Annotated in this window: 23 protein-coding genes; 10 read left to right on the plus strand and 13 right to left on the minus strand. The window is 68.1% G+C overall.

Annotated elements, in window-relative coordinates; all coding sequences use genetic code 11:
- Positions 1-69: 69 nt before the first annotated feature.
- A complete protein-coding gene (locus VV02_RS24895; RefSeq protein WP_218917473.1) occupies positions 70-1,473 on the plus strand; it encodes an amidase in 1,404 nt (467 codons plus the stop codon).
- A gap of 21 nt (positions 1,474-1,494) precedes the next feature.
- Here VV02_RS24895 and VV02_RS24900 read toward each other — a convergent pair whose 3' ends face one another.
- A complete protein-coding gene (locus VV02_RS24900) occupies positions 1,495-2,841 on the minus strand; it encodes a bifunctional metallophosphatase/5'-nucleotidase (protein WP_052596053.1) in 1,347 nt (448 codons plus the stop codon).
- Between the two features lie 115 nt (positions 2,842-2,956).
- Positions 2,957-4,300: a bifunctional metallophosphatase/5'-nucleotidase gene (locus VV02_RS24905; protein ID WP_052596054.1), complete on the minus strand. Its 1,344-nt coding sequence runs from the start codon at positions 4,298-4,300 to the stop codon at positions 2,957-2,959.
- A gap of 154 nt (positions 4,301-4,454) precedes the next feature.
- On the opposite strand from VV02_RS24905, the gene VV02_RS24910 reads away from it, so the two are divergent.
- Positions 4,455-6,308, plus strand: a complete 1,854-nt coding sequence (locus VV02_RS24910) for an acyl-CoA dehydrogenase (protein WP_052596056.1) — start codon at positions 4,455-4,457, stop codon at positions 6,306-6,308.
- Between the two features lie 87 nt (positions 6,309-6,395).
- Positions 6,396-7,793 carry a hypothetical protein gene (locus VV02_RS24915; protein ID WP_052596058.1) on the plus strand — a complete coding sequence of 466 codons (1,398 nt, stop codon included), beginning with the start codon at positions 6,396-6,398 and terminating at the stop codon, positions 7,791-7,793.
- On the opposite strand, the gene VV02_RS24920 is transcribed toward VV02_RS24915, so the two are convergent.
- Genes VV02_RS24920 through VV02_RS24930 form a run of 3 tightly spaced genes read right to left on the minus strand, consistent with a single transcriptional unit; the run spans position 7,790 to position 10,742 of the window.
- Positions 7,790-8,620, minus strand: coding sequence for an ABC transporter ATP-binding protein (locus VV02_RS24920; RefSeq protein ID WP_052596059.1), 831 nt, complete (start codon positions 8,618-8,620; stop codon positions 7,790-7,792). The genes VV02_RS24915 and VV02_RS24920 overlap by 4 nt on opposite strands.
- Entirely contained in the window at positions 8,617-9,654 is a 1,038-nt protein-coding gene (locus tag VV02_RS24925) for a FecCD family ABC transporter permease (protein ID WP_157063557.1), read from the minus strand. Before VV02_RS24925 ends, VV02_RS24920 begins: the two co-directional genes overlap by 4 nt.
- A gap of 41 nt (positions 9,655-9,695) precedes the next feature.
- Positions 9,696-10,742 carry a FecCD family ABC transporter permease gene (locus VV02_RS24930; RefSeq protein WP_052596063.1) on the minus strand — a complete coding sequence of 349 codons (1,047 nt, stop codon included), beginning with the start codon at positions 10,740-10,742 and terminating at the stop codon, positions 9,696-9,698.
- 104 nt (positions 10,743-10,846) lie between these two features.
- On the opposite strand from VV02_RS24930, the gene VV02_RS24935 reads away from it, so the two are divergent.
- Both VV02_RS24935 and VV02_RS24940 read left to right on the plus strand, forming a co-directional pair.
- Positions 10,847-11,920, plus strand: coding sequence for an iron-siderophore ABC transporter substrate-binding protein (locus tag VV02_RS24935; RefSeq protein WP_052596065.1), 1,074 nt, complete (start codon positions 10,847-10,849; stop codon positions 11,918-11,920).
- Between the two features lie 90 nt (positions 11,921-12,010).
- Complete coding sequence (locus VV02_RS24940; protein WP_052596067.1) at positions 12,011-13,384, plus strand: alkaline phosphatase PhoX; 1,374 nt, start codon at positions 12,011-12,013, stop codon at positions 13,382-13,384.
- 77 nt (positions 13,385-13,461) lie between these two features.
- On the opposite strand, the gene VV02_RS24945 is transcribed toward VV02_RS24940, so the two are convergent.
- The 3 genes from VV02_RS24945 to VV02_RS24955 are packed head-to-tail and all read right to left on the minus strand — an operon-like array spanning position 13,462 to position 16,941.
- Positions 13,462-15,006 (minus strand): AMP-binding protein, encoded by a 1,545-nt coding sequence (locus VV02_RS24945; RefSeq protein WP_052596069.1) that lies wholly within the window; start codon positions 15,004-15,006, stop codon positions 13,462-13,464.
- A gap of 3 nt (positions 15,007-15,009) precedes the next feature.
- A complete protein-coding gene (locus VV02_RS24950; RefSeq protein ID WP_052596071.1) occupies positions 15,010-16,137 on the minus strand; it encodes a DUF5938 domain-containing protein in 1,128 nt (375 codons plus the stop codon).
- Positions 16,138-16,146: 9 nt separating this feature from the next.
- Complete coding sequence (locus tag VV02_RS24955; protein ID WP_052597544.1) at positions 16,147-16,941, minus strand: SDR family NAD(P)-dependent oxidoreductase; 795 nt, start codon at positions 16,939-16,941, stop codon at positions 16,147-16,149.
- Positions 16,942-17,095: 154 nt separating this feature from the next.
- Here VV02_RS24955 and VV02_RS24960 point away from each other — a divergent pair, with 154 nt between their 5' ends.
- On the plus strand, positions 17,096-17,722 hold the full coding sequence (locus VV02_RS24960; RefSeq protein ID WP_052596073.1) for a TetR/AcrR family transcriptional regulator: 627 nt from the start codon (positions 17,096-17,098) through the stop codon (positions 17,720-17,722).
- Positions 17,723-17,841: 119 nt separating this feature from the next.
- On the opposite strand, the gene aroQ is transcribed toward VV02_RS24960, so the two are convergent.
- On the minus strand, positions 17,842-18,279 hold the full coding sequence (aroQ, locus tag VV02_RS24965; protein ID WP_052596075.1) for a type II 3-dehydroquinate dehydratase: 438 nt from the start codon (positions 18,277-18,279) through the stop codon (positions 17,842-17,844).
- Positions 18,280-18,365: 86 nt separating this feature from the next.
- Here aroQ and VV02_RS24970 point away from each other — a divergent pair, with 86 nt between their 5' ends.
- Both VV02_RS24970 and VV02_RS24975 read left to right on the plus strand, forming a co-directional pair.
- Positions 18,366-18,617, plus strand: a complete 252-nt coding sequence (locus tag VV02_RS24970; protein WP_052596077.1) for a type II toxin-antitoxin system Phd/YefM family antitoxin — start codon at positions 18,366-18,368, stop codon at positions 18,615-18,617.
- Complete coding sequence (locus tag VV02_RS24975) at positions 18,614-18,874, plus strand: Txe/YoeB family addiction module toxin (RefSeq protein WP_052596079.1); 261 nt, start codon at positions 18,614-18,616, stop codon at positions 18,872-18,874. Before VV02_RS24970 ends, VV02_RS24975 begins: the two co-directional genes overlap by 4 nt.
- Before the next feature lie 3 nt (positions 18,875-18,877).
- Here the strand turns inward: VV02_RS24975 and VV02_RS24980 are convergent, their stop codons facing one another.
- A complete protein-coding gene (locus VV02_RS24980; protein ID WP_052596080.1) occupies positions 18,878-19,348 on the minus strand; it encodes a group II truncated hemoglobin in 471 nt (156 codons plus the stop codon).
- Entirely contained in the window at positions 19,345-19,866 is a 522-nt protein-coding gene (locus tag VV02_RS24985) for a hypothetical protein (RefSeq protein WP_052596082.1), read from the minus strand. The genes VV02_RS24980 and VV02_RS24985 overlap by 4 nt, the downstream gene beginning before the upstream one ends.
- 99 nt (positions 19,867-19,965) lie before the next feature.
- Here VV02_RS24985 and VV02_RS24990 point away from each other — a divergent pair, with 99 nt between their 5' ends.
- Entirely contained in the window at positions 19,966-22,410 is a 2,445-nt protein-coding gene (locus tag VV02_RS24990) for a phosphoketolase family protein (protein ID WP_052596084.1), read from the plus strand.
- The gene (locus tag VV02_RS24995) at positions 22,407-23,225 is read left to right on the plus strand and encodes a pentapeptide repeat-containing protein (protein WP_083450418.1); all 819 of its coding nucleotides are present in this window, start codon (positions 22,407-22,409) and stop codon (positions 23,223-23,225) included. The genes VV02_RS24990 and VV02_RS24995 overlap by 4 nt, the downstream gene beginning before the upstream one ends.
- 292 nt (positions 23,226-23,517) lie before the next feature.
- Here the strand turns inward: VV02_RS24995 and VV02_RS25000 are convergent, their stop codons facing one another.
- A complete protein-coding gene (locus VV02_RS25000; protein WP_052596087.1) occupies positions 23,518-24,726 on the minus strand; it encodes an acetate kinase in 1,209 nt (402 codons plus the stop codon).
- The gene (gene pta, locus VV02_RS25005; protein ID WP_052596089.1) at positions 24,723-26,801 is read right to left on the minus strand and encodes a phosphate acetyltransferase; all 2,079 of its coding nucleotides are present in this window, start codon (positions 26,799-26,801) and stop codon (positions 24,723-24,725) included. Before pta ends, VV02_RS25000 begins: the two co-directional genes overlap by 4 nt.
- Between the last annotated feature and the right edge of the window lie 26 nt (positions 26,802-26,827).

Consider the following 26,827-nt stretch of genomic DNA (forward strand, 5'->3'; position numbering starts at 1 on the left):
CTGGCGCGAGTCCGAGTCGAAACCCGGTGACCGGCGGGGAGACTCGGTCGCGCGCGTCATGATGGACGGGTGACTGACGAACGACTCGCCTGGCTGTCCGCAACCGAGATGTCGCAGGGGTACGCCGCTCGCGACTTCTCCCCGACCGAGGTGCACGACGCGGTCCAGTCGGTCATCGCTCGTCGCGAACCCACCCTCAACGCCTTCTGGCAGCACGACGCCGTGGCCTCGAAGGCGGCCGCAGGCGAGTCCGCGCAGCGCTGGGCGGACGGTGCCGCCCGCGGGCCGCTCGACGGAGTGCCGGTCACGCTGAAGGAGAACATCGCGCGCCGCGGCGTCCCCATGCCCGCCGGCAATGCCGGTGTAACGCCGGTCGAGCCCACCCAGAACGCGCCCATCACCGACCGCCTCGAAGAGGCAGGCGCCATCATCCTGGGCTCCACCGTGATGCCCGACTGGGGCATGCTCTCCTCCGGTGTCTCCAGCCGGCACGGCATCACCCGCAGCCCGCTCAACCCGGCCTGGACGACCGGCGGTTCGAGCTCGGGGGCCGGCGCTGCCGCGGCCGGTGGCTACGGCCCACTGCACGTGGGCACCGACATCGGCGGCTCGATCCGCTTGCCTGGCACCTGGCTCGGCCTCGCCACCCTCAAGCCGAGCGACGGTCGCGTACCCCTCGACAACCCCTACCTCGGGCGTGCAGCGGGCCCTCTCACCCGCACGATCGACGATGCAGCCGCCCTCATGCGCGTCATCTCGCAGCCCGACCCGCGCGACTGGGCCAGCCTTCCGCCCCTCGAATCAGACTGGCAGACAACAGGTTTCGACCCGTGCCGCGCGCGTGTGGCCGTCCTCGCCGACGCCGGCTGCGGCATCCCGACCGACACCCAGGTGCGGCAAGCCATCGACAACGCCGCCGACGCGTTCAGGGAGGCCGGTGCGACCGTCGTACGGCTCGATCCGTGGATGACGCCCGAGCTGCTGGCCGACCTAGACCTGTTCTGGCGAGCGCGGTCGTACGTCGACTTCGCGGCTCTCGACGAGAGCGCGAGGTCCCGAGTCCTCCCGTTCATCCAACGCTGGGTCACCTCCGCGAAGGACACGCCGGGCACCCGACTGATGGAGTGCTACGGCTCGATCAACCGCATCCGCGAGCGCACGGTCGCCGCGACGCAGCCGTTCGACGTCGTGCTCTCGCCGGTCGCGCCGATGGCGGCGTTCCCCGCAGAGTGGCCGATGCCATGGGGCGAGACCGACGAGGGCATGGCCCACATCGGGTTCACCGCGCCCTACAACATGTCGGGTCAGCCGGCCGCGACCGTCAACGCCGGCTTCACCGACGACGGGCGACCCATCGGCCTACAGCTGAGCGGGCGCCGGTTCGACGACGTCGGCGCCCTGGCCGCCGCCAGCTGGTACGAGCAGCACCGCCCCGCAGGTGCAACGGTCGACTGGCGTTCGTACGACAGCTGATTCGGCTGCGTACGCGCGCCGTCAGCTCACGGGGTAGGTCGCTGTGAGGTACTCCTCCAAGAACTCCGGGATGATCGTGGGCACCAGGATGGTCAGGTCGTCCGGGTCTTCACCGACCAGGCGGCCGTAGGTGCTCAGCTCGACATCGGTGCCGACGACGCGATAGCTGCGGTCGTCGACCAGCGGCTCGCCGCCAACCGTGATGACCTCGCCATCGACCGCTGCGCCGGCCAGGTGCAGCCGCCCGAACGGTCGCCCACGGAAGATGCGGGTCACGGTGCTGATGTAGTCCTTGGAGACGGCCTTCGTCAGCATCGCGCGCACCTGCGCCCCGGTCAGGGTGGCGGTCGTCGGGTTGCCTGGTGACGACGTGGCCGCCCAGACCTGACCGCGGGTGACCGTGCCGTCGTCCAACGGTCCCTCGCACTGCGCGGCGAGGACGGCAGCGAAGTCACCTGGCGTGTGTGCGAGCAGCGCCTCGGCGACGAGCGCGGCGACCTCGGAGTGTCCGGTCTCGGAGAATCCGTAGCCCCTGGGCAGCTGAGCCACCGGCTCGACGAGCCAGGCGTCCAGGTCGCGCTCGCACCTGTCGACGGTCGTCAGCACGGCAGGGTCGACGGGCGTCTCTTCCGGCACCGCATCCGCGTTCATCGAACGGATACTGACCTGGCCGTTGGCGATGTCGAGGACGACGCGGCCCAGATGCTCGCCGAACTGCCCGGCCTGGGCGATCGGCACGCCATGCTCACGGTCACCGTCGGGCAAGAGCGTGTGCGAGTGTCCGCCCACGATGACGTCCACAGCACCGACGAGCTCGGCCGCCACCTCACGATCCTCATCGATCCCGCAATGGCTGAGCAGGATCACGACGTCGGCCCCATCAGCACGCAGCTGTTGCGCCTCGGCGAGAACCGCCTCGGCCGTACCGAGACGCACGAGCCCGAAGGCGGCGTACGACGGAATCCAGGCGGTCGCCCCGATGACTCCGATCGACAGCTCCCCTGCCTTGAGCATGGCCGACGGCGATGCGCCGACCGGAACCTCACCATCGAGGCTGACATTGCACACCAGGGGCGAGCTGCCCAGCCCGTCGGCGTATCGCGGCAGCAAGCCGGGGCCGTAACGCAGCATGCCGCCGTTGCCGACGACAGCCGCGTCGACCGCGCACGCCTGCAGCACTCGCCACCCGGCCGCGCCGTACGACAACGCCGACACCCGGACGCTCGCTTCTTCGACGTCCCCGCCGTCGAGGAGCAGCACCGGATGATCGGCCTGCTTCCGTATCCCGTTCGCCTGCGTGCTCAGCCGCGCCAATGCGTCGTAGCGGCCGTGGATGTCGTTCCAATGAAGTAGCTCGAGCGTGCTCACGCAGGTGTCCCCTCTGACCCCGATGTCGATGGTGCGACCGTACTCGGACGCGAAGGGTCAGACGGGCAATCTCAGCAATACCGTTGCAGCACAAGGGTATTCACCGAGAGACGACTCAGGGGTAGGTCGCCCGCAGGTAGGCCTCGAGGAACTCCGGCACGATCGTCGGCGTGTGGATGACCAGGTCGTCCGGAATTTGCCCCACGAGACGGCCCCAGCGCCCGAGCTCGACGTCGGTCGAGACGACGCGGTAGATGCGCTGGTCGTCCAACGGCTCGTCCCTCACCATGACCGTCTCGCCCGCGACCTCCGCACTGGCCAGGTGGAGCTGGCCGTACGGCCGCCCACGGAACACGTCCGACCGGGTCATCGCGTACTCCTGGGACCGGCCCTTGAGGAGCACGGACCGCAGATGCGAGCCCAGCATGGTCGCCGTCGTCGGGTTGGCCGGCGACGAGGTCGCCGCCCACACGTCTCCGCGCGTCACTCGCCCGGACGGCAGCCCGGCGGTGCAGCGCGCGGCGAGCACCATGGACAGGTCGCCGGGGATGTACTCGAGCAGCGCGTGTGCGACCAGCTGAGCGACCTCGGAGTGGCCGGTCTCGGAGTGCCCGAACGCCCTCGGCAGGGTCGCGACCGGCTCCGCCAACCAGGCCTCGAGGTCGCGCTCACACTCCTGTACGACCGCGAGCACCTCCGGGTCCTGCGGTGCTTCCTCCGACACCCGCTCCACCGCGATCGACGGCACCGAGACGCGACCTGCGTCATCGACGTCGAGCCGAATCCGGCCGAGGTGCTCGGCGTACTGACCGGCCTGCGCGACGGGCACCCCGTGGTCGCGGTCGCCCTCCGGGAGCACGAGATGCGTCCGGCCGCCGACGATGACGTCGACCACGCCGGTCAGTCGTGACGCCGCTTCGCGATCCTTCTCGACGCCGCAGTGGCTGAGGAGTACGACGACATCCGCACCTCGCGAGCGCAGGCCCTCGGCCTCCTCGCGGACCACGCCCTCGGTGGCGTGTCGCTCGAGCCCGAAGTCGCCGTACGCCGGCAGCCACCCGGTCACCCCGATCACGCCGACCTTCAACTCGCCGGCCTGCAGCATCCGCGAGCGCGCCGCACCCTGCGGGACGTCGCCGTGCATGGTGACGTTGGCGAGCAGGAGCGGACTGCCGAGCGACTCGGCGTAGCGCGGCAGCAGCATCGGGCCGTAGCGCAGCAGTCCGCCGTTGCCGGTGACAGCGACATCGACGCCGCAGGCGCGCAGCACCCGCCAGCCGGAGACGCCGTACGACAGGGCCGAGACCCGGACCGTCGCCTCTTCGATGTCCCCGCAGTCAAGCAGCAGGGTCGCGTGATCTGCGCGCGAGCGCAGCGTCTTGGCGTAGGCGCTGAGCCGCGCCAACGAGTCGTAGCGGCCGTGGACGTCGTTCCAGTGCAGCAGCTCGAGCGTGGGCAATGGACCCCCTCCATATGGTTCCCGCGGAGCACGCTACCTGCCGCGCCTGGCTGACAGTGGACTCCGAATCGTGAACCCTGGTTTGCCTCCGCTACTCGCAAGTAGGAGAATGTATTACTAGCGAGTAACTTAGGGATTTGGAAGGGGCCACAGCATGGGTCACTACAAGAGCAACGTCCGCGACCTCGAGTTCAACCTGTTCGAGGTCTTCGGCCGCGGGGCCGTCCTGGGCCAGGGCCCGTACGAGGACGTCGACGCCGACACAGCGCGCGAGATGCTGAAGCAGGTCGCGGTGCTGGCGGAGAACGACCTCGCCGCCTCGTTCGACGACGCCGACCGCAACCCGCCGGTCTTCGACCCTGAGACGCACTCGGTGAAGATCCCCGAGAGCTTCAAGAAGAGCTACGCCGCGTACCGCGAGTCCGGATTCTGGAACGTCGACGTCCCGGCCGAGCTCGACGGCACCGTCGTACCGCCCTCGCTGAAGTGGGCCATGAACGAGATGGTCCTGGGCGCGAACCCGGCCATCGCGATGTACGCCGCGTCGTACTCCTTCGCCAAGCTCCTCTACGTCCTCGGCACCGACGAGCAGAAGAAGCTCGCCCGATGGATCATCGAGAAGGACTGGCACTGCACGATGGTCCTGACCGAGCCGGATGCCGGCTCGGACGTCGGCGCCGGCCGCACCAAGGCCAGCCAGAACGACGACGGCACCTGGAACGTGCAGGGCGTCAAGCGCTTCATCACCTCGGCCGAGTCCGACATGGTCGACAACGTCGTCCACTTCGTGCTGGCTCGCCCCGACGGCGCAGTCGCCGGCACCAAGGGCCTGTCGCTGTTCGTGATCCCGAAGTTCCACGTCGACCTCGAGACCGGTGAGCTGGGCGAGCGCAACGGTGCCTACGTCACCAACGTCGAGCACAAGATGGGCCTGAAGGTCTCCACCACCTGTGAGGTCACCTTCGGCGAGAAGGAGCCGGCTACCGGCACGCTGTTCGGCGGCGAGCACAACGGCATCGCCCAGATGTTCCGCGTCATCGAGCACGCGCGAATGCTGGTTGGTACCAAGGCAATTGCCACGCTCTCGACCGGCTACCTCAACGCGCTCGACTACGCCAAGCAGCGCGTGCAGGGCGCCGACATGACCACGCCGGCCAAGGACGCACCGCGTGTCACGATCACCCACCACCCAGACGTACGTCGTTCGCTGATGACCCAGAAGGCGTACGCCGAGGGTCTGCGCGCGCTCGTCATCTTCACCGCGACGCAGCAGGACACGGTCGACACGGAGCAGCTCAAGACCGGTGTCGAGGACATCGCGAACGACTCGCCCGCCGCGCTGGCGAACCGGGTCAACGACCTGCTCCTCCCGATCGTCAAGGGTGTCGGCTCCGAGCGCGCCTGGGTGCTGCTCGGCACCGAGTCGCTGCAGACGTTCGGTGGCTCCGGCTTCCTGCAGGAGTACCCGATCGAGCAGTACGTGCGCGACGCCAAGATCGACACGCTGTACGAGGGCACGACCGCGATCCAGTCCCTGGACTTCTTCTTCCGCAAGATCATCAAGGACCAGGGCCAGGCCATCGGCTGGCTCGCCCAGCAGATCGCCGAGACGGTCAAGAACGGCGGCACCGACGACACGCTGGCCGGCGAGCGCGAGCTGCTCGGCCAGGCCGTCGACAACTTCCAGGGCATCCTGGAGGTCATGGGTGGGCACGCCATGGGCGCGCTGGAGGACCCGAAGGAGGCCTACAAGGTCGGCCTCAACTCGGTCCGCCTGCTGCTCGGTGCGGGTGACGTCGTCATCGGCTGGCTGCTGCTGCGCCAGGCCGAGGTCGCGCAGGCTCGCCTCGACGCGGGCGACGCCGGCAAGGACGAGGCGTTCTACACCGGCAAGGTCGCCGCGGCGAAGTTCTTCGCCCAGACCGTGCTGCCGCGCCTCGCGTCCGACCGCGCCATCGCCGAGAGCGTCAACCTCGAGCTGATGGAGCTGGACGAGTCCGCGTTCTGAACTCCTGACGTACGCCCTGGCTAGGGTCCTGGGGAGCGCGCGGCCGAACGCGCGCGTCCCAGGACCATGTGCGCAGACAGGACTCCGATGACGCTCAGCCGTCGGCAGCTCGGCATCGCCGCGGCCGCTGTCGGAGCCAGCCTGGTCACGGGCTGCTCGAAGTCACCGGAGGACAAGGTCGCCGATGGCAAGAAGTGGCTCCGCCGGCTGAAGGGCGTGGCCGCTCTCACCACTGCTCCGTATGAGGAGGACTCGAAGGACGAGCGGATCGTGCTGACGATGTCCCGGGGGCTCTCCGACAAGGACGTGCGCGCGCTCACGCGTGAGATCGGCAAGGGCTACGACCGTCGGTTCGCCGACACCGAGCACGAGTCGTCCCCGGTCGAGCTCGACATCAACGGCTTTCGCGGTCGGTTCCATCCGGCGACGACGATGCAGACGACCGAGGACGTCGAGCGGGCGCTGTGGCTGCGCCGCGACGGACGAGCGACCTCCGCGGAGTACGGCGACTACCCCGACGTGGTGGTCAAGGCGCCGGATGCGGTCGTCGCGGCAGTCGCGCTCGGCTTCGACACGGCCACTCAAGGCGGTGGACGAGAGCGGTACGCGGTGGAATCACCGTCGCGTGCGACTCGCATCGAGTGGACGCACAGCCCGTCGCTCGGCTTCCGGCTCGATCGGCCTGCCGTGCAGCACCTGGCCGACCTGCAGAAGCGCTACCCGCACACGACTGGCTGGTACGAGGGGCCCGAGCTCAAGGCCGCAATTCACTTCAGCCCCAAGGACATTGGCCTCGACACCTTGCGCGCCTCGCTACCTCGCCTGGTGAACGGCGCCCTGCTGAGCGGGCCGGAGATCGGCTGGGGACCGGCGCGCGCACCGTACAGCCTGTTCTCACGAGCGTTCACCGGCCGAGCGCGCACATTGCTCGACGCACTCGTCACGGTGCCTGGCGTCACCGAGCTGCGCGCGGAAGACAACTCGAACAAGGTGGAGATCGACAGGATCACGGTACGTGACCGGGCCGGCTACCTCGGCGCGGTGGCTGCGGTGCGCAAGCACTGGGGTGATGACTACATGTTGATCGACCTGGTTCGCCGCCCGCCCAAATATGTCGGGCAGCAAGGGGAGGCCGTGTTCAGCACTCACGCGCGGGCCAAGCCTGAGGGCGAGAAGGTGTTCACCGCTGCTGCCGACGCACCGCACGTGACGCAGGTCCAGCTCGCGGAGGTCCGTGGCTCGTTGTCGGTGGAGGCGGCGATCCCGGACGCCGAGCTGACAGCAGTGCTGCGCGCTTTCGCCGCACTGCCGCCGACCTACGAAGACATCGTGCTCCACGAGAGCCTCGAACCCGACGGCGGAAGGCTGCGCCGGATAGGACGACTGTCGAAGCGGAAGTTCGTCGCCGAAGCCGACCCCTCGGGCCGCGCAGACGCCGCACTCATCGCCCGGGTCGAACGGGCGTGGGTGCAGGCGAGCCGTTAACGCTTCGCCGGCTCAACCAGCGAGTTGGACGCCGACGCCTTGGACGCGATCGGCACGATGATCGGTGAGCCGGAGCTCGGGTCCGGCAGCACCACTGCGGCCAGTCCGAAGACTCGATGGAGCAGCTCGACAGTCAGCACGTCCTCAGGCGGGCCTTGCGCGACGATGCGGCCGTCCTGCATGACCACGATCAGGTCGCTGTAGCGAGCGGCCAGGTTGAGGTCGTGCAGCACCATCGCCACCGTCCGGCCGCGCTCCTGGTTGAGGCGGGTCACCAGGTTGAGGACGTCCACCTGGTGCGCCAGGTCGAGGTAGGTCGTGGGCTCGTCGAGCAGCGCGAGATCGGTGTGCTGCGCGAGCGTCATCGCGATCCAGGCCCGCTGCCGCTGCCCACCTGAGAGGGACTCGAGCGGACGGTCCTTGAGGTCACGCACCGAGGTCCAGTCCAGGGCCTCATCGACCGTCGCCTCATCGTCCGGGGACCACTGCCGGAACCACTTCTGGTGCGGGTGTCGACCACGCGCGACCAGGTCGCGCACCAGGAGCCCCTCGGGCGCGACCGGAGTCTGCGGCAGCAGCGAGAGCCGGCGGGCCACCTCGCGGGTCGGCTGGTCACCGATCGGCTCGTCGTCGAGAAGGACCTGCCCGCTCGTCGTCGGGAGCAGACGGGCGAGCGCTCGCAGCAGGGTCGACTTGCCGCAGCCGTTGGGCCCGATGATCGAGGTGACCTTGCCGTCCGGGATCTGCAGGGTGAGGTCATGGACCACGGCGCGGTCGTCGTACGCCACGGTGATGGACTCGGCGCGGAGCCGGGACGTCGTCGTCATGCCGACACCTTTCGGTTGTAGCGCAGCAGCAGAAGGATGAAGTACGGCGCCCCGATCAACGAGGTCACGATCCCGGCCGCGAGCGGCTTGGGCAGCAGTGCTCGGGACACGACGTCGGCCAGCACGACCAGCGTGGCGCCGACCAGGAGCGAACCGATCAGCGGCGGTCGCGCCGTCCGAGTCAGCCGCCGGGCCATCTGCGGAGCGACGAACGCCACGAAGCCCAACGGACCGACCGCGGACACCGCCACCGCAGCCAGGCAGACGGCGGACAGCAGGATCACCACCTGAGCCGGCTGCAGTCGTACGCCCAGGCCGGCGGCGCTGTCATCGCCGAGCTGCAGAGCATGAAGGGTCGGACCGAGGATCAGCACGATCGGGACGAAGACGACGAGCGCGAGCAAGATCGGCACCGCCTCGATCCAGCCGCGGTTGTTGAGCGATCCGGTGAGCCAGATCTGCGCGGTGGCGGCCGACTGCAGCCGCGCGGTCACCAGCAGCCAGGACGTCACCGCGGTGAGCGCGGAGCCGACGCCGATCCCGATCAGCACCAGCCGTTGGCCATCGATGCCGTTGCGCCAGGACAGGATGTAGAGCGTCAGGGCAGTGACCATGGCGCCCGCGAATGCGCAGATCGGCAGGCCCGCCCGGTCGAACCATCCGGTGGCCAGCGCGCCCTCAGAGCTGCCGCGTACGACGATGAACGCGACCGCTCCGGCGGCCGCTCCCCCGTTGATGCCGATGATGTCCGGACTGGCCAACGGGTTGCGGGCGAACGTCTGGACCAAGGCACCGGACAGTCCGAGTGCGGCGCCGGAGAGCACAGCGACCGTGGTCTGCGGCAGGCGCAGGTCGTAGACGACGAAGTCGCTCTCAGCCGTCCCGTGACCGGTCAACGACGCGAGGACGTCCAGCGGCGGGACGATCACATCGCCCATGGACAGGTCAGCAGCAACGGCCACGATCAGGACGATGACGGCGACGCTGGCGACCACAGCCGCTCGAGGATGCAGCCGCCAGGACGTGGCGCCCACGCGAGCTGCCGGGAGCGTACGGGCACGCGTCACCAGGTCTGTCACAACGCCACCGCCTTGCGCCGACGTACGAGGACGACGAAGGCCGGTCCACCGATCAGTGCCATCACGATGCCGACCTGGAGCTCTCGGCCGCCGGCCACGACGCGACCCACGATGTCGGCAGCCGTCAGGATCAACGCACCGATGAGGCCGGCGTACGGGACGAGCCATCGGTAGTCGAGACCGGCGACGTACCGCGCGACGTGTGGCACGACCAGACCGACGAACACGATCGGTCCGCAGGCCGCGACGGCCGCTCCGCTCAGCAGCATGATCGCGCTGATGCCCATCGCCTTCTGCCGGGCGGGGCTCATCCCCAACGACACCGCGACGTCGTCACCGAGCTGGAGCAGGTTGATGCCGGGAGCGGACGCGGCGGCGAGCACCAGCCCGACGACGATGAACGGCAGCACCTGCCACAAGACGTCCAGCCCGCGCCCGGCCGCCGACCCGACGGCCCAGAAGCGGTAGTCGTCCAGCGTCGACACGTCCGAGGTCACGATCGCACTCGTCAACGCAGCGGCCAGCGCGCTGACCGCAGAACCCGCGAGCACCAGCGTCGTCGGGTTCGGCCCGCCGCGCGTCGAGCCGATCGCGAAGACCAACCACGCCGCGAGGCCGGCACCGGCCATGGCGAACCAGGTGTACGCGAGGGCGCTGCTGATGCCGAAGCTGAAGATGCCGATCACGACGGCCAGCGATGCCCCGGCCTCGACACCCAGCAGGCCGGGGTCGGCGAGCGGGTTGCGGGTGTGACCTTGCATGAGCGCGCCGGCCACCCCGAGTGCCGCTCCGACGACGATCAGCAGCAGCGTCCGCGGCAGTCGCAGACCGTGAATGATCGCGGCCGCCTCCGAGCCGTCGGAGTCGACGAGGACGGAGACCACCCGCCCGGGAGCGAGCAGCTTGTTGCCGATCATCAGGCTGAGGAGGGCGACGATGACGACGGCGAGCGCCAGCCACGCAAGGCCGGTCAGCGAACCCTGACGCTGACGCCGGCCGTGCTCAGGGGTCGCCGGAGAAGCCTCGACGGTGCTGGCGGACATCAGTGGTGAATACCTCGACCGGTGGGACGTGCACGGAACAGAGCCCGTACGATTTTAGGGCAGCCTAACCTTAGGCCAGCTGCTCGCTCGTCCGTAGGAGACCCATGGAAACCACCCGTCGCACGTTCCTGCTCAGCGCCTCCGCGCTCTCCGTCGGCGGGCTGCTGTCCGCTTGTCGGGCGACGGACGAAGGCACGTCAGGCCCGTCCTCCCAGGCGGCCGCCACCGCCACGGAGGCCAAGGCGTTCCCCGTCACGATCAAGCACAAGTTCGGCTCGACCACGCTCACGAAGGCGCCGACGCGCGTCGTCTGCGTCGGGCTCGTCGAGCAGGACATGCTGCTCGCCCTGGGCATCGTGCCGGTGGCCGTCACCGAGTGGCTCAAGGCCGCCCCGCACGAGATCTACCCGTGGGTGCAGTCGAAGCTCGGCTCGGCAACTCCGCCGGTCGTCCTGCCCTCCGCTGACGGCATCGCCGTCGAGAAGATCGCCGCGCTCAAGCCGGATCTGATCATCGGGCAGTACGCCGGTGTCACCGCTGCGGAGTACGACAAGCTCAGCAAGATCGCACCGACCGTCGCGCAGCCCAAGGAGTACGTCGACTACGGCGTCCCGTGGGACGTCAACGCGCGCAACGTCGGACTGGCCGTCGGGCAGCCGGCTCGCGCGGAGCAGCTGATCCGCGCCGTCCGGACGAGGTTCGCCTCCGAGCGCGCGTCTCACCCGCAGTTCGCGGGCAAGTCGGCCGCGGTCGTGACGGCGTACGACGGCATCTACATCTACGGACCGCAGGACCCGCGCTCTCAGGTCTTGAAGGAGCTGGGCTTCTCGTTCCCGGAGAAGTTCAAGACGATCGGCGGCAGCAAGGAGTTCGGCGGCACCATCAGCACCGAGCGGACCCGCGAGCTCGAGCTCGACGCGATCGTCTGGCTGGACGATGCGGCCAAGGTGGACAAGACCACCGGCGGCCTCTGGAAGCAGACCCGCACCCAGCGCGAGGGACGCGCGATCTACGTCCCGTACGAGGAGAAGCAGGGGACGCCCGCGGCGACGTACGCCTCCGCCCTCACCATCGTGACGCCGCTGAGCCTGCCGTACCTCCTGGACACCTATGTGCCACAGCTGGCCGCCGCCGTCGACGGCAAGACCAGCACGCCGGTCCCGGCGCCGAGGGGTTGATCCATTCCGGCCACCTGTTGTTCACCGTCCGTTAACGTCGAGGGCTCCGACCGCGGCCGGACCGGCTGCGCGCGACCGGAGGAGCCAACGATGTCTCTGTCCCGCCGTACCTTCCTCGTCACCACCGGAGCGACAGGCCTGTCCCTCGCGCTGACCGGACGAGCCGAAGCGCTGCACTCCGTCCAGGCCGGGCCGTCGACGGGCTACGGCCCGCTGGTGCCCGACCCGGCCGGAGTCCTCGACCTCCCCAAGGGCTTCCGCTACCAGGTCCTGTCGCGCGAAGGCGACCGGCTGCTGTCTGGTCAGGGCGTCGTACCCGGCAGCCACGACGGCATGGGCAGCTTCGACGCCCGGCGGGGAGCCAAGCACAGTCGTACGCACCTGGTCCGCAACCACGAGAACTATCCCGACGCGGTCCACACCGTCCCGACGGACGGGCTGCGGACGACGTACGACCCGGGCGCCGGCGGCGGGACGACCAACCTCGTCCTCGACGCGTCCTTGCGCCCGCGCGAGGAGTACGTCAGCCTCGGCGGCACCGCGATCAACTGCTCGGGCGGCCACACGCCGTGGCACACCTGGTTGACCTGCGAGGAGACCGAGGGCCGGGCCGGCACCAACGGTTACACCAAGGACCACGGCTGGATCTTCGAGGTCGACCCGTTCGACAACCGCCGCAACGCCGACCCGGTGCCGCTCAAGGACATGGGCCGGTTCATGCACGAGGCGGTTGCGGTCGACCCGCGCAAGGGCGTGGTCTACGAGACGGAGGATGCCTTCTCGGGGGCGCCGCTCGGCTCGTTCTACCGGTTCCTGCCCGAGCGGCCGTGCGGCGGTCACGGCAGCCTCCGGGCCGGCGGCACGTTGCAGGCGATGCACGCGCCGGGGTTGTCGGACATGTCCCTGGTGCGCGAGCCCGGGACGACGTTCAAGGGTGTCGAGTGGTTCGACGTGCCGGACCCGACCGCGGCGACGACGCCAGTGCGCGCGCAGGACTATGCGAAGCCGATCGTGCGCGGCCAGAAGCTCGAGGGCTGCTGGTGGGGCGACGTCGACGGCTGCGTCTACTTCGTCTCCTCGTTCGCCCGTCCCAAGGACGGCTCTGCAGCGACACACGACGGCCAGGTCTGGAAGTACGACCCACGCCGCCGCGAGCTCACGCTCGAGATCATCTTCAACGGCACCGACGCCGACGACACGTACGAGTGCCCGGACAACATCTGTATGTCGCCCTACGGCGGTCTGATGATGTGCGAGGACTCCAGCGGCGAGAACTACCTGCTCGGGACGACGCGCGACGGTGAGCCGTTCACGTTCGCGCGCAACCGGCAGGAGCTGTCGCCGGGTGAGACGGGCGAGCTGTCCGGTGTGTCGTTCTCGGCCGATGGGAAGACGTTGTTCTTCAACGTCTACACACCTGGTACGACATTCGCCGTCACCGGCCCCTGGCGTCGCCACGGCTGACCCACTGGCCCTTGGCCAGATAACTGCGTCTCCTGAATCTGACCGGCTTGCAAGTACGTCGGATTCAGGAGACGCAGTTATCTGGCGTGGTGACGCAGGGTGTCCTTGATGTCGGCCTTCAGTACCTTGCCCACCTTCGAACGGGGCAGGTCGGACCAGATCTCGACCTGCTTCGGCGCCTTGACCGACCCGATTCGCTCCTTCACGAAGGTGATCAGGTCCCGGGTGTCGATGCCGTGATGATCAGGCAGGAGCTGCGCAACCGCGACGACGCGTTCACCCCACTTGTCGTCGGGCAGGCCGATCACGGCGCAGTCCTGGACACCGGGATGCTGCATCAGCGCCTGCTCGACCTCCGTCGAGTACACGTTGAACCCTCCGCTGATGATCATGTCCTTGGCCCGGTCGACGATGAAGAGGCAGTTGTTCTCGTCGAGGTAGCCGATGTCGCCGGTGTGGTGCCAGCCGTAGCGGCTCGCCTCGGCCGTCGCTGCGTCGTTCTTGTAGTAGCCCGCCATCACCAGCGATGACCGGATCACGATCTCGCCGCGCTCACTCGAACCGAGAATCTGCCCGTCGTCGTCCATCACCGCCACGGTCACCAGCGGTGACGGTTGTCCGGCCGACGAAAGGCGTTCAGTAGCAACGGTTCCGTCCGCGTTGAAGTGGTCCGCGGGCGCCATCGTGGAGATCATCATCGGCGCCTCGGTCTGGCCGAACAGCTGTGCCATGACCGGTCCGATGCGATCGAGCGCCTCCGCGAGCCGGGTGGCGGACATCGGCGCGGCGCCGTACCAAAAGCATTGCAACGACGAGAGATTCGCGGTCGCCAGGCCCTTCGCGCTGAGCACCATGTAGATCAAGGTCGGCGGCAGGAAGGTGTGCGTCACCCGGTGCTGTCCGACCAGCTCGAGGAACTGGTCGACATCCGGTTTTCGCATGACCACGATCTCGCCGCCCAGCGCCAGGATCGGGAAACACAGCACACCCGCTGCGTGCGTGAGCGGTGCGAGCGCCAGATAGACCGGCCGGCCGTGGAACGGATAGCTCATGAGCGTGATGGCCGACATGGTCTCCAGATTCGTACCGGTGAGCATGACCCCCTTGGGACGGCCGGTCGTACCGCCGGTCCCGACGATCATGGCGAGGTCGTCGACCGCCTCGTGGTCCAGCCGGCCCTGACCCTCGCCTGCCGCAAGGAATTGCGCCCAGGTCAGACAGCCGTCGACCGTCGCATCGAGACAGACCCACGTACGTATGCGGGGCAGGGCGTCGCGGATCTGCGCCACCAGCGGCGCGAAGGCTGCCTGGAAGATCATCAGCTCGCAGTCGAACAGTTCCAGCAGATCCTGGTTCTCGGCAGCCTCGTTGCGAGGATTGACCGGGCACCAGACCAGACCCGCACGCGAGATCCCGAAGACACTCGCGAACGCGATCGGATCGTTGGCGGACAGGATCGCGACGGACCCGCCGTCATCGACACCGACCGCCCTCAGCGCGCCGGCGACCTGACGAGAGACCTGCTGGACGTCGGCGTACGACAGGGTCTCGCCGTCCGTCGTGAGGCACGGCCGGTCCGGTCCGAGCGATGCGCCCTTGTCGAGGTAGTCGACCAGACGCATCGCTCAGTCCTGAACGGTGAGAACGGGTTCGGACACCAGGCCGAAGGTCCGCAGCACACCGAGCAGCTCTCGGTGCCCGAAAGCCTGGCACCCGGACGCGAAGCCGATTCGCTTCGGCGGCTGCTGCAGGAGGGCGTACGCCGCATAGGCCTGGAGGAGCCCGGTCTGCTTGTAGTTGCTGTTGCCGTGGATGACGCAGTGGGCCCGTCCGAGTGGGCCCGAGGCGTGCACCGAGTCCAGCGACTTGTTGATGCGTGGGTTCTCACGGGGTGGCATCTGATCCATGACCTGCCGGGCGGTCGCGGTGAGTGCGGCGTCTCGATCGGCGTCGTTCATGTCCTTCGTCGCCTCCAACGCAGCCGCCACGATCTGCGGTACGCCGTTCATGAGGGCCGCGTTGAACACGCCGCCCTGCGCCTTGACGTTGGCCACCCGCGGGTCACGCCGGAACCACACCGGGTGGGACGTACCACCCCAGGGCAGCGACAACGCGAGCTCGTGCTGCCCAGGCACGACCAGCGAGACGAGACCCTGCTCGGGATCGAAGGGGACGTACGCGTTCTGCTCCAGGTAGTGCGCGGCCGAGGTGGCGGCGTTGACGAGAATCGTGCGCGTCGAGGCAATCGTCGGGCTCCCGCCCCAGAAGACGGCGATGTCGAGCGTGTCGAGTCCGGGCTTCTCCAGCGCGATCTGCGCCGCGATCTCACCGGTCGTGTACATCTGGGCAAGACCGGGTGAGAGCAGCAAGTTCTGCTCGGCGAAGTCGGCGCCGTACTTCTCGTCGCAGGTGATTAGCCAGTCCTGCTCGCCGGTGGTGTCGGCGTAGTGGGTGCCGGCCGCAAGGCAGGCCTCGACCACGGCCGGGCCGAGCTCGGAGAACGGCCCCACGGTGTTGAGGACGACCGATGCGCCTCGGAAGAGCGCGGTCAGCGACTCGACGTCATGATCCACCGTCTGGATCTCGTAGTCGGCGGTCTCGATCCCGGCCACGTGGGCCTCCATCGAGTCCTTCAGCTTTTCCTCGCTGCGCCCGGCCGCGACGAACGGCACGTTGTACTCGCGCAGGTACTCACACACCAGTCGGCCGGTGTAGCCGGAGGCGCCGTAGACGATGACGGGCTTCTCACTCATGCCGTGTCCTCACATTCCCATTCCGCCGTCGACGGGAAGCCCGGCGCCGGTGATGAATCGAGCCTGGTCAGAGGCGAGGAAGACGACCGCGTCGGCCATGTCCTCCACCGTCCCGAGTCGTCCACCCGGGGTCAGCTCGACCACGGCGTTGACCGCATCGCCGGCCGAGGGAAACAGGCCGAGCTCGGCCACGTCGTTGGCCAGACCGGCACCCATCGCGGTCGGCACGAGACCCGGGTAGACGCAGTTCACGCGTACGCCGTAGCCGAGCTTGCCCGACTCCATCGCCGCCACTCTGGTGAGTCGGTCCACCGCTGACTTGGTCGCGGAGTAGACCGCGATGCCCGGGAAGGCGATCGTCGCCGCCACCGAGGCGATGTTGATGATGGATCCGCCGGCGCCTGCGGCACCGTCCGGTCGCATCGCACGCAGCCCGTGCTTGATGCCCAGGGTGGTGCCCAGCACGTTGACCTCGAGCATGCGCCGGATGTCCTCGGCCTTGACGTCGACCAGCAGGGAGGTGATCTCGATGCCCGCGTTGTTGACCAGGATGTCGAGACCGCCGAGCCGGTCGACGGCCACGCCGATCGCGCTCTCCCAGCTGGCGTCGTCCGAGACGTCGAGGTGCACGAACCCGTGCCCCTCGCCGAGATCCTTGGCCGTCGTCGCACCGGCCTCGTCCTGCACATCCGCGATCACCACCTGCGCCCCGGCGGCGGCCAACGCCCTTGCCATGCCTTCGCCGAGCCCTTGAGCTCCGCCGGTGACCAGGGCCTTCCGGCCCCTGAGGTCCATCGATGCCATGTCCGCTCCTTCGTCGCGCCCGGCCGCCACGTTGCGGCCCGCAAGACGTGTGAGCAGGTTCACAGGTGGCCTTGACACTTGTCAAGACCACCTGTCCAGACCAGTCGTCAAGACGGTCTCGCCGAGGAAGGAGGCAGCGCCGTACACTCGCGCCATGTCCACCACGACGGCACCGCAGGACGGTGCACCGTCGCCGGATCGCTACGACGCCCGGCGAGACGAGCTGGCCGAATCGGCCCTGCAAACCCTCGGCGAACGCGGCTATGCGCGCACGAGCCTGCGAGAGATCGCCGCCAACTCACCGTTCAGCCACGGCGTCGTGCACTACTACTTCCGCGACAAGACCGAGCTAATCGTGCACGGCGTCCAGACCTACAAGGCGCGCTGCGTCACCAGGTACGACGACGTGGTCGCGTCCGCGAGCAGTGCCGATGACCTGGCTCGCGCCTTCGGCGACAAGCTGGTCGAGACCATGACCGACGAGGCCCCGATGCACCGTCTCTGGTACGACCTGCGGACCCAGAGCATGTTCGAGGAGCGGCTGCGCCCGGCAGTGCTCGCCATCGACGCGAGCCTGGAGCAGATGATCTGGCGCGTGGTCTCCCGCTACGCCGAGCTCTCGGGTCGCTCGGTGGCCGTGAGCTCAGCGTCGGCGTACGCCATGCTGGACGGCGTCTTCGAGCGCGCCCTGCTGCGTCACCTATGCGGCGACCCCGAGGCCGGGCCTTGGCTGAAGGCGCAGGCCAGCGACGCACTGCCGATGTTGTTCGGCGACGCCTGACCCACTGGCCCCACGCCAGATAACTGCGTCTCCTGAATCTGACCGGCTTGCAAGTACGTCGGACTCGGGAGACGCAGTTATCTGGCGGTGGGACTGCCTTCGGGCGCCGGGGACGGAGCCTACGAGGTCAGGGCGACCAGGCGGCGTACGGCCAGCTCGTAACCCTGGACCCCACACCCGACGATCACGCCTGAGGCGAGATCGGACAGGTAGGAGTTGTGCCGAAACGCTTCTCGCGCATGGACATTCGAGATGTGCACCTCGACGAACGGTGCGTCCAGTGTCGCGAGCGCGTCGCGAATCGCGACGGAGGTGTGGGTGTAGGCGGCGGCGTTGATGATGATGCCGTCGACGCCCTCAGCGGCCAGTCGCTGGATCTCGTCGACGAGCGCACCCTCGTGGTTCGACTGGAACCACGTGAGCTCGCAGCCGAGCTCCTTCGCGACCGTGGCGCAGGAGTCCTCGATCGCGGCAAGGGTCGTGCTGCCGTACGTCTCGGGCTCGCGCTGGCCGAGCAGGTTGAGGTTGGGCCCGTTGAGGACGGCGAACGACGACATGCGGCCAAGTATGGCCGGGAGTGAGGCGCCGTTGCAGATGCCGCGCTCACGGGCGTACAATTTTCTGTACGCGAGGAGGTGCGGCTATGAGGACGATGAGCTACTCAGAGTCACGGGCAAAGTACGCCGAGACCCTGAGCTCGGTGACCGACGACCGCGAGGAGGTGATCATCACGCGCGCCGGACACGAAGACGTCGTGATGGTCTCGCTGGACGACTACGAGTCACTGAAGGAGACCGCCTACCTGCTGCGCAGCCCGGCGAACGCTCGCCGCCTCCTTGCGTCGATCGATCGGCTGGAGAGTGGATCGGGCACCGAGCAGGATCTCGTGGAGTGAAGCTCGTCTGGGATGAGTCTGCCTGGGACGACTACATCGAGTGGCAGTCACAGGACCGCAAGGTCCTCAAGCGGATCAACCTGCTGATCAAGGACGTTGCCCGCAACGGCAACGAAGGCATCGGCAAACCTGAGGCCCTGAAACACGGCTTCTCCGGATATTGGTCGCGACGCATCACCGACGAGCATCGCCTCATCTACAAGATCGAGGGCGGCGAGATCCGCATTGCCGCCTGTCGTTACCACTACGACCGTTGATCGTCAGGGTTGATAGGGCGGTGCGACGCCCCAGCCCCAGCGCGGGACGGGCGCCTCGCCTACGACGTCGGCCCCGGGTTGGGAGTTCGACATCGCCAGGCGGGTGCCCCACTCGATGTAGCCGACGAACGCGGCGCGGAACTCCGGGTCGGCCGGCAAGCCAGCCTCGTCCGCACTGTCGAGGAGCAAGTCCACCCACCGTCGACGCTGCGGCTCGGTGATGCCCTTGTCGATGTGGTGCGCCAGCATCTGCGGGTAGCCGCCGAGCTCATCGGTGTAGCGGGCCGGCCCGCCGAACACCTCACCGAGCCAGATCGCGACGTGCTGCGGATGATCCGGGCTCATGTGCGCGAAGAGCGGCCCGATCACGTCGTCCTTGAGGACCTTGTCGTAGAAGACGCCGGTGAGGCGCTCGAGCGCCTCACCGCCACCTGCCCAGTCGTACAGCGTGGGTGTCGTCGACTCCTCGGTCACGACGCCTGGCCACTCGCCCGGAAGGCCGGGCCCGACCGGCGTACGTCGTGCACGGCTGACAGCGCGTCCTGCAGCTCCTTGATCCAGTCGGCCTCGTGCTCGGCGACCAGACGGACCGACCAGGCAAGCGCCTCGGAGCGCGAGCGCGCGACGCCGGCGTCGACCAACGTGTCAAGCACCTGCCGCTCGGGCTGACGCAGCCGCGTCATCACCGGGATCGACATGTTGGTGAAGATCTGTTGGGTCTCACCGCACTGCGCACCCCAGGCCACCTTGCGGCCGTAGCGACGCTCGGCCTCGTCCGCGATCCGCATCCGCTGCTGGCGGGTGTCCTCACGGAATCGCTTGATCCGGCCCGCCTCCGCGCCTCGCGTGGCAGCGTCGTCCTCGTCCTGTACGTCGGGGGCCGGCAGTGCGCCGACCACGACGATCTCGTCCCGGTCCACAGAGACCTCGGGCTCACCCTCGAACCACTCGTCGGGGAGCCGCCCGACGAGCCAACCGCTCACTTCGCTCATGTGTTGATTACACGCTTACATGATTACGGAGTCAAGACCTTTCCGCTCGCGGGACCTTTTGCCCTCGACCCGGTTGCGATCCGCGGGCAGGGTGGACCCATGACGCCTTCGCGTACGAGGACGAAGCCCAAGCCCCTGTCGAAGTCCGAGCTCGCCGGCCTCAACGCCTGGTTCCGCGCGGCCAACTACGTCTCGGTCGGGCAGATCTACCTGCTCGACAACGCACTGCTGGAGCGTGACCTGACTGCGGAGGACATCAAGCCTCGGCTGCTCGGGCACTGGGGTACGACCCCTGGCCTCAACCTCATCTACACCCACCTCAACCGGCTGATCCGTCAGCGTGACGTCGACGCGATCTTCCTCGCCGGCCCGGGTCACGGTGGCCCCGCAGCCGTGGCGAATGCGTACCTCGAGGGCACGTACAGCGAGGTCTACCCGAGCATCGGCGATGACGGCGATGGCTTGAAGGCGCTGTTTCGCCAGTTCTCGTTCCCCGGTGGCATCCCGTCGCACGTCGCACCGGAGACGCCCGGATCCATCCACGAGGGCGGCGAGCTCGGCTACGTCCTGTCGCACGCATACGGCGCGGCCATGGACAACCCGGACCTCGTGGTCGCAGCGGTCGTCGGTGACGGCGAGTTCGAGACCGGGCCCCTCGCGACCTCATGGCACGCCAACAAGTTCGTCGACCCGACGGTGGACGGCGTGGTGCTGCCGATCCTCCACCTCAACGGCTACAAGATCGCCAATCCGACTGTGCCTGCTCGCATTCCGCGGCCTGAGCTGATCAGCCTGCTTGAGGGCTACGGGCACGAGGTCATCACGGTCGAAGGCGATGACCCGGCCGACGTGCACCAGCAGATGGCCGCCGCGATGGATCAGGCGCACGACCTCATCCGGGCCATCCAGGACGAGGCACGTGCGGGCAAGAGGTCGCTCCGTCGCAAGCAGCCGGAGCGTCCTCGGTGGCCGATGATCCTGCTCGTCACGCCGAAAGGCTGGACCGGACCCGACAAGGTCGACGGCGTCCAGGTCGAAGGCACGTGGCGCGCCCATCAGGTGCCGCTGTCCGAGACCCGGACTAACGACAAGCACCGCGCGCAGCTCCAGACGTGGCTGGAGTCGTACGACCCGGGCTCGCTCTTCGACGACGAGGGGCGACTCGTGGAGTCGGTGCGCGCGCTGGCTCCCGTCGGCACCAGGCGGATGAGCGCCAACCCGCACGCCAACGGTGGCCTGCTCCGAAAGCCGTTGACGATCAAGGACTTCCGCGAGTACGCCGTCCCGGTGAAGGCGCCCGGCGGATCGGTGAACGAGGCGACCAAGGTCTTCGGCGCGATGGTCGCTGACATCGTGCGCGACAACCCGGAGTCGTTCAGGTTGTTCGGTCCGGACGAGACGGAGTCCAACCGGCTGGGTGCGGTCTACGACGCGACCACCAAGGTCTTCGCCGGCGAGATCCTCCCGGTCGACGAGCACCTCGCGCACAGCGGCCGCGTCATGGAGATGCTGTCGGAGCACACCTGCCAGGGCTGGCTCGAGGGCTACCTCCTGACCGGACGGCACGGGTTGTTCTCCTGCTACGAGGCGTTCATCCACATCGTCGACTCGATGTTCAACCAGCACGCGAAGTGGCTCAACACCACCCGCGAGCTCGACTGGCGTCCGCCCGTGTCATCGCTCAACTACCTTCTGACCTCGCATGTCTGGCGACAGGATCACAACGGGTTCTCCCACCAGGATCCCGGCTTCATCGACCACGTGGTCAACAAGAAGGCCGAGGTCGTCCGGGTCTACCTGCCGCCGGACACCAACACGCTGCTGTCGACGATGGCTCATTGTCTGGCCAGCAAGCACTACGTCAACGTCGTGGTCGCGGGCAAGCAGCCGCAGTTCGACTGGCTCGACGCGGAGCAGGCCGCCGACCACTGTGCCCGCGGTGTCGGCATCTGGGACTGGGCGGGCAACGACGAGGGCGACCCCGAGGTCGTCATCGCCTCGGCTGGCGACATCCCCACCCTCGAAGCGCTCGCGGCCACTGCGATGCTGCGAGAACACCTGCCAGAGCTGCGGATTCGCTTCATCAACGTCGTCGACCTGATGCGGCTCCAGGACGAGCGCGAGCATCCGCACGGCCTGTCCGACCGCGACTTCGACACACTCTTCACCACGGACAAGCCAGTCATCTTCGCCTACCACGGCTACCCGTGGCTCATTCACCGACTGACCTACCGGCGCACCAACCACGACAACCTGCACGTGCGCGGCTACAAGGAGGAGGGCACGACCACCACACCGTTCGACATGGTGATGATGAACGACATCGACCGCTACCACCTGGTCATCGACGTCATCGACCGCGTGCCCGGGCTCGGTAGCCGCGCGGCTCAGCTGCGACAGAACATGGTCGACGCCCGGCGGCGCGCTAAGGAGTGGACCCGTGAGCACGGCGACGACATCCCCGAGGTCAAGGACTGGAAGTGGGCTGAGGAGGTCGACGGCGACCCGGCGGCGACCAGCGGCACCAGCGCCGACTTCGCGTGAGTGACACTCGGGAGCTGAGTGCCGACTGCTCGCAGTGCTTCGGGTTGTGCTGTGTCGTGCCGGCATTCGCGGCGTCCGTCGACTTCGCGATCGACAAGCCGGCGCGTACTCCGTGCCCGAACCTCGCCGCCGACTTCCGCTGCGGCGTGCACTCGCGACTGCCCGACCTGGGCTTTCGCGGGTGCACGGTGTACGACTGCTTCGGCGCTGGGCAGCGGGTGTCACAGGAGACCTTCGAGGACGGGGTGGACTGGCGATCGGGGTCGGCTCCTCAGATGTACGACGCGTTTCCGGTCATGCGGGATCTGCACGAGCTTCTTTGGTACGTCACGGAATCGGTCCTGTTGCTACCTTCGGGCACGCTCCGTGCGGCCCTGAAGGCAGAGCGTGCTCGGCTGGACCGGCTCGGTGACGGGCCTCCTGCTGAGGTGGTCGCGCTCGACGTCGCTCAGCTGCGTGGCGAGGTGAATCCTCTGCTCCAGCAGGCGAGCTCAGTGCTGCGCGCCGCAGTACGTCGCGACGGCGCCGACCACAGAGGCGCCGATCTGCTGGGCGCCGACCTCCGGCGTACGGACCTGCGGGGCGCGAGTCTGCGTGGGGCGTTGCTCGTTGCAGCGGACCTGAGGGGCGTCGACCTGAGTGGCGCTGATGTCACGGGTGCCGACCTGAGAGACGCCGACCTACGTGGCGCGGACCTGCGCGGCACCTTGTATCTCCTTCAGTCCCAGCTCAACTCGGCTCGTGGCGACGCCACCACTCGGCTACCTGAGCGGTGCGGCAGACCCGCCCACTGGCCAGACTCGCTGGTCGAGTAGGCGAGGAACGAGCCGTATCGAGACCTGGAGCGCGCGGTCACCTGGTCTCGATACGCCTCCGCTAGCGCTCCGGCTACTCGACCAGCGAGGTATCGCTGGTCGAGTAGGCGAGGAACGAGCCGTATCGAGACCCGGTGCGCGCGGTCACCTGGTCTCGATACGCCTCCGCTGGCGCTCCGGCTACTCGACCAGCGAGGTATCGCTGGTCGAGTAGGCGAGGCGCTAGCCGAGCCGTATCGAGACCCGGTGCGCGCGGTCAGTTGGTCTCGATACGCCTCCGCTGGCGCTCCGGCTACTCGACCAGCGTGTGGATGGCGGCGAGGGACTGGCGGGCTATGGCCAGCTCTTCGTTCGTGGGGACGACCAGCACGGTCACGTCGGAGGAGTCAGTTGAGATGATGCGAGCCTGGCGACTCTTGGCCTTGTTGCGCCGGCCGTCGATGCGAATCCCCAGGCGCTCCAGGCCTTTCAAGGCACCAGCACGGACGACCGCGCTGTTCTCGCCGACCCCAGCGGTGAAGGTGATCACGTCCGCGCCGCCGAGGACAGCGAGGTACGCACCGACGTACTTTCGCAGCCGATGCAGATAGACATCGAGGGCGAGCCGCGCCTTCTCATCACCCTCGTCAGCAGCCGTGGTGAGGTCACGGAAGTCGCTGATCCCAGCGATGCCTTGGACACCGGACTTCTTGTTGAGCAGCGCGTCGAGCGCGCTCACATCCAGGCCGGCGACGCGGTGCAGGTGGAGGAGTACGCCAGGGTCGACGTCTCCCCCGCGCGTCCCCATCACGAGTCCCTCGAGCGGCGTCAGGCCCATCGAGGTGTCGACCGGCAGCCCGCCACGGATCGCCGACGCCGACGCGCCGTTGCCGAGATGCAGCACGATCTGGTCGATCTCGGTGACGTCGCGACCGAGGAAGCTAGCGGCCTCCTGGGAGACGTACTCGTGCGAGGTGCCGTGGAAGCCATAGCGCCGGATCGCGTGCTTCTCGGCCAGACGGTGGTCGATCGCATAGGTCGACGCAGCAGGCGGCAGCTCCGAGAAGAACGCCGTGTCAAAGACCGCGACCTGAGGAAGCTCGGGAAAGGCCTTGGCAGCGTTACGGATTCCGTCGGCGTTGGCCGGGTTGTGCAGCGGAGCGAGCTTGGCCGCCCGATCGATCTCGGCGAGCACCGCTCGGTCCACCACGGTCGGCTCAGTGAGCTTGCGGCCGCCATGGACGACCCGATGTCCGACAGCCACCAGGCCACACGAGGCGAGGTCGACACCACGCTCAGCCAACGTCGTACGCATCAGCTCGAGAGCGGCTGCCTGGTCGGGCACCTTCGCCTTCGCCTCGTGCTCCTCGCCATCCACGGTCAGGGAGATCGTTGATCCGGATGCGCCAACCCGCTCGATCAGACCCTTGGCCGACGCTTCCCCTGACGACGGGTCGACCACCTGGAACTTCAGCGACGACGACCCGGCGTTGAGGACGAGGACGCGCTGAGGCGTGGTCATGATCTTCCCTGGGCCTGGATGGCAGTGATGGCGACCGTGCTGATGATGTCGTCGACGAGCGCTCCACGCGACAGGTCGTTGACGGGCTTGTTGAGGCCTTGCAGCACCGGCCCGACTGCGATGGCGCCCGCACTTCGCTGCACCGCCTTGTAGGTGTTGTTACCCGTGTTGAGGTCCGGGAAGATCAGCACGGTTGCGCGTCCGGCCACATCCGAGTCGGGCATCTTGGTGCGCGCGACGCTCGGGTCGACGGCGGCGTCGTACTGAATCGGCCCTTCTACCAACAGATCTGGGCGTCGCTGGCGTACGAGATCGGTTGCCTCGCGCACCTTGTCGACATCCGCTCCGGCACCGGACGTGCCTGTGGAGTACGACAGCATGGCGATGCGCGGGGCTGTCCCGAACTGCTCAGCCGTCGCAGCGGACGAGATGGCGATGTCGGCGAGCTCGGTGGCGGTGGGGTCGGGGTTGACGGCGCAGTCGCCGTAGACGAGGACGCGGTCGGCCAGGCACATCAGGAACACGCTCGACACGATCGAAGTGCCCGGCACGGTCTTGATGATCTCGAACGATGGTTTGATCGTGTGCGCCGTCGTGTGGGTGGCACCGGACACCATGCCGTCGGCCTCGCCGAGGTGGACCATCAATGTGCCGAAGTAGGAGACGTCAGTGATGACCTCGCGTGCCTTCTCGACAGTCATCCCCTTGTGGGCGCGCAGCTCGGCGTAGACCGTGGCGTAGCGCTCGACGTATGCCGGATCGGTCGGCGAGATGATCGTGGCGTCGGCGATGTCGACGCCGGCCGCGGACGCCTTGGCGCGCAGCGTGGTCTCGTCGCCGAGCAGGATGAGATCGGCAACCCCTTGTCGCAGAAGGGAATCCGCGGCTTGGAGGATGCGCGGATCATCGCCCTCGGGCAGCACGATCCGGCGGCGGTCGCTACGGGCCCGCTCCAGGAGGCGGTGGCCGAACATCAGCGGAGTCACCGCGGTCGCCTCGGCCACGTCGATGGCCTGCAGGAGGGCTGCGCCATCGACCGCCTCTGCGAAGGTGCGCAACGCGGTCTGCCGCTTCACCTTGCTGCCCGACGACAGCGCGCCCTTCGTGGCCGCGAGACGAGTAGTGGTGTCGAAGGTGCCGAGCTCCGTGAGGATCAGCGGCAGGTCGAGCTGTGCGCCGTCGATGAGCTGCATGATCGACTCCGGCGGGTGGTAGCCGCCGGTCAGCACCACCGAGGACAGGGCCGGGAACGTGCCCGACTGGTGCGCGAGAACCAGACCCGGCAGCACGTCGTACCGATCACCGGGGGCGATGACCGTGACGTCCTCGACCAGCCGAGTCAGCACGTTGGGCATGGACATGGCCGCGATGACGAAGCCGCGCGCCTCACGGTCCAGCCATTCCTCGTTGCCGCGCAGCAGTCGACCATCGCACGCGGCCATGATGCTGCGCACTGTGGGCGCGACGAGCAACGGAACCTCGGGGAGCACCCCGAGCAGCGGCGCACCGCCGGCCTCCGGCAACGACGACAGACGGGCGCGTACGTCCTCGAGGAGCTCAGGATTCACGCGATTGGCGACCAGAGCGACAGGCAGGGCGTGCTCCTCCCGCAGCTGGTCGCAGGCGGACTCGGTCGCGACGACGAGGTCGTCGACGCTGCGGTCCTTGCCCTGAACGACGAGGACGACGGGGCTGCCGAGGTTGGCGGCGATGCGGGCGTTGAGTGCAGCTTCGGTGCCGCTGGCGACGTCAGTGAAGTCGCTGCCCAGGACGACGACGACGTCTCGGCGCGCGGCCAGCCGGTGGAAGCGGTCGACGATCTCGCCCAGCGCTTCCGGCTCGTTGTCGTGCAGCCGGTCGTAGGTGACGCCGATCGACTCCTCGTACGTCTGGTCCACACCCGCGTGCGAGGCCAGGAGGTCGATGACGGGGTCGTGGTGATCGTCGGTCGCCGTGACGGCCCGAAACACCCCGACACTGCTCGCCTCACGCGACAGCAGGTCGAGCAGTCCGAGCGCGATGGTCGACTTGCCGGTCTCACCCTCGGTCGAGGTGATGTAGACGCTGCGCGACATGCGCCCAGGTTAAGGCGCGGGGCGAG

It is taken from the genome of Luteipulveratus mongoliensis (genome assembly GCF_001190945.1).
Lineage (GTDB): Bacteria > Actinomycetota > Actinomycetes > Actinomycetales > Dermatophilaceae > Luteipulveratus > Luteipulveratus mongoliensis.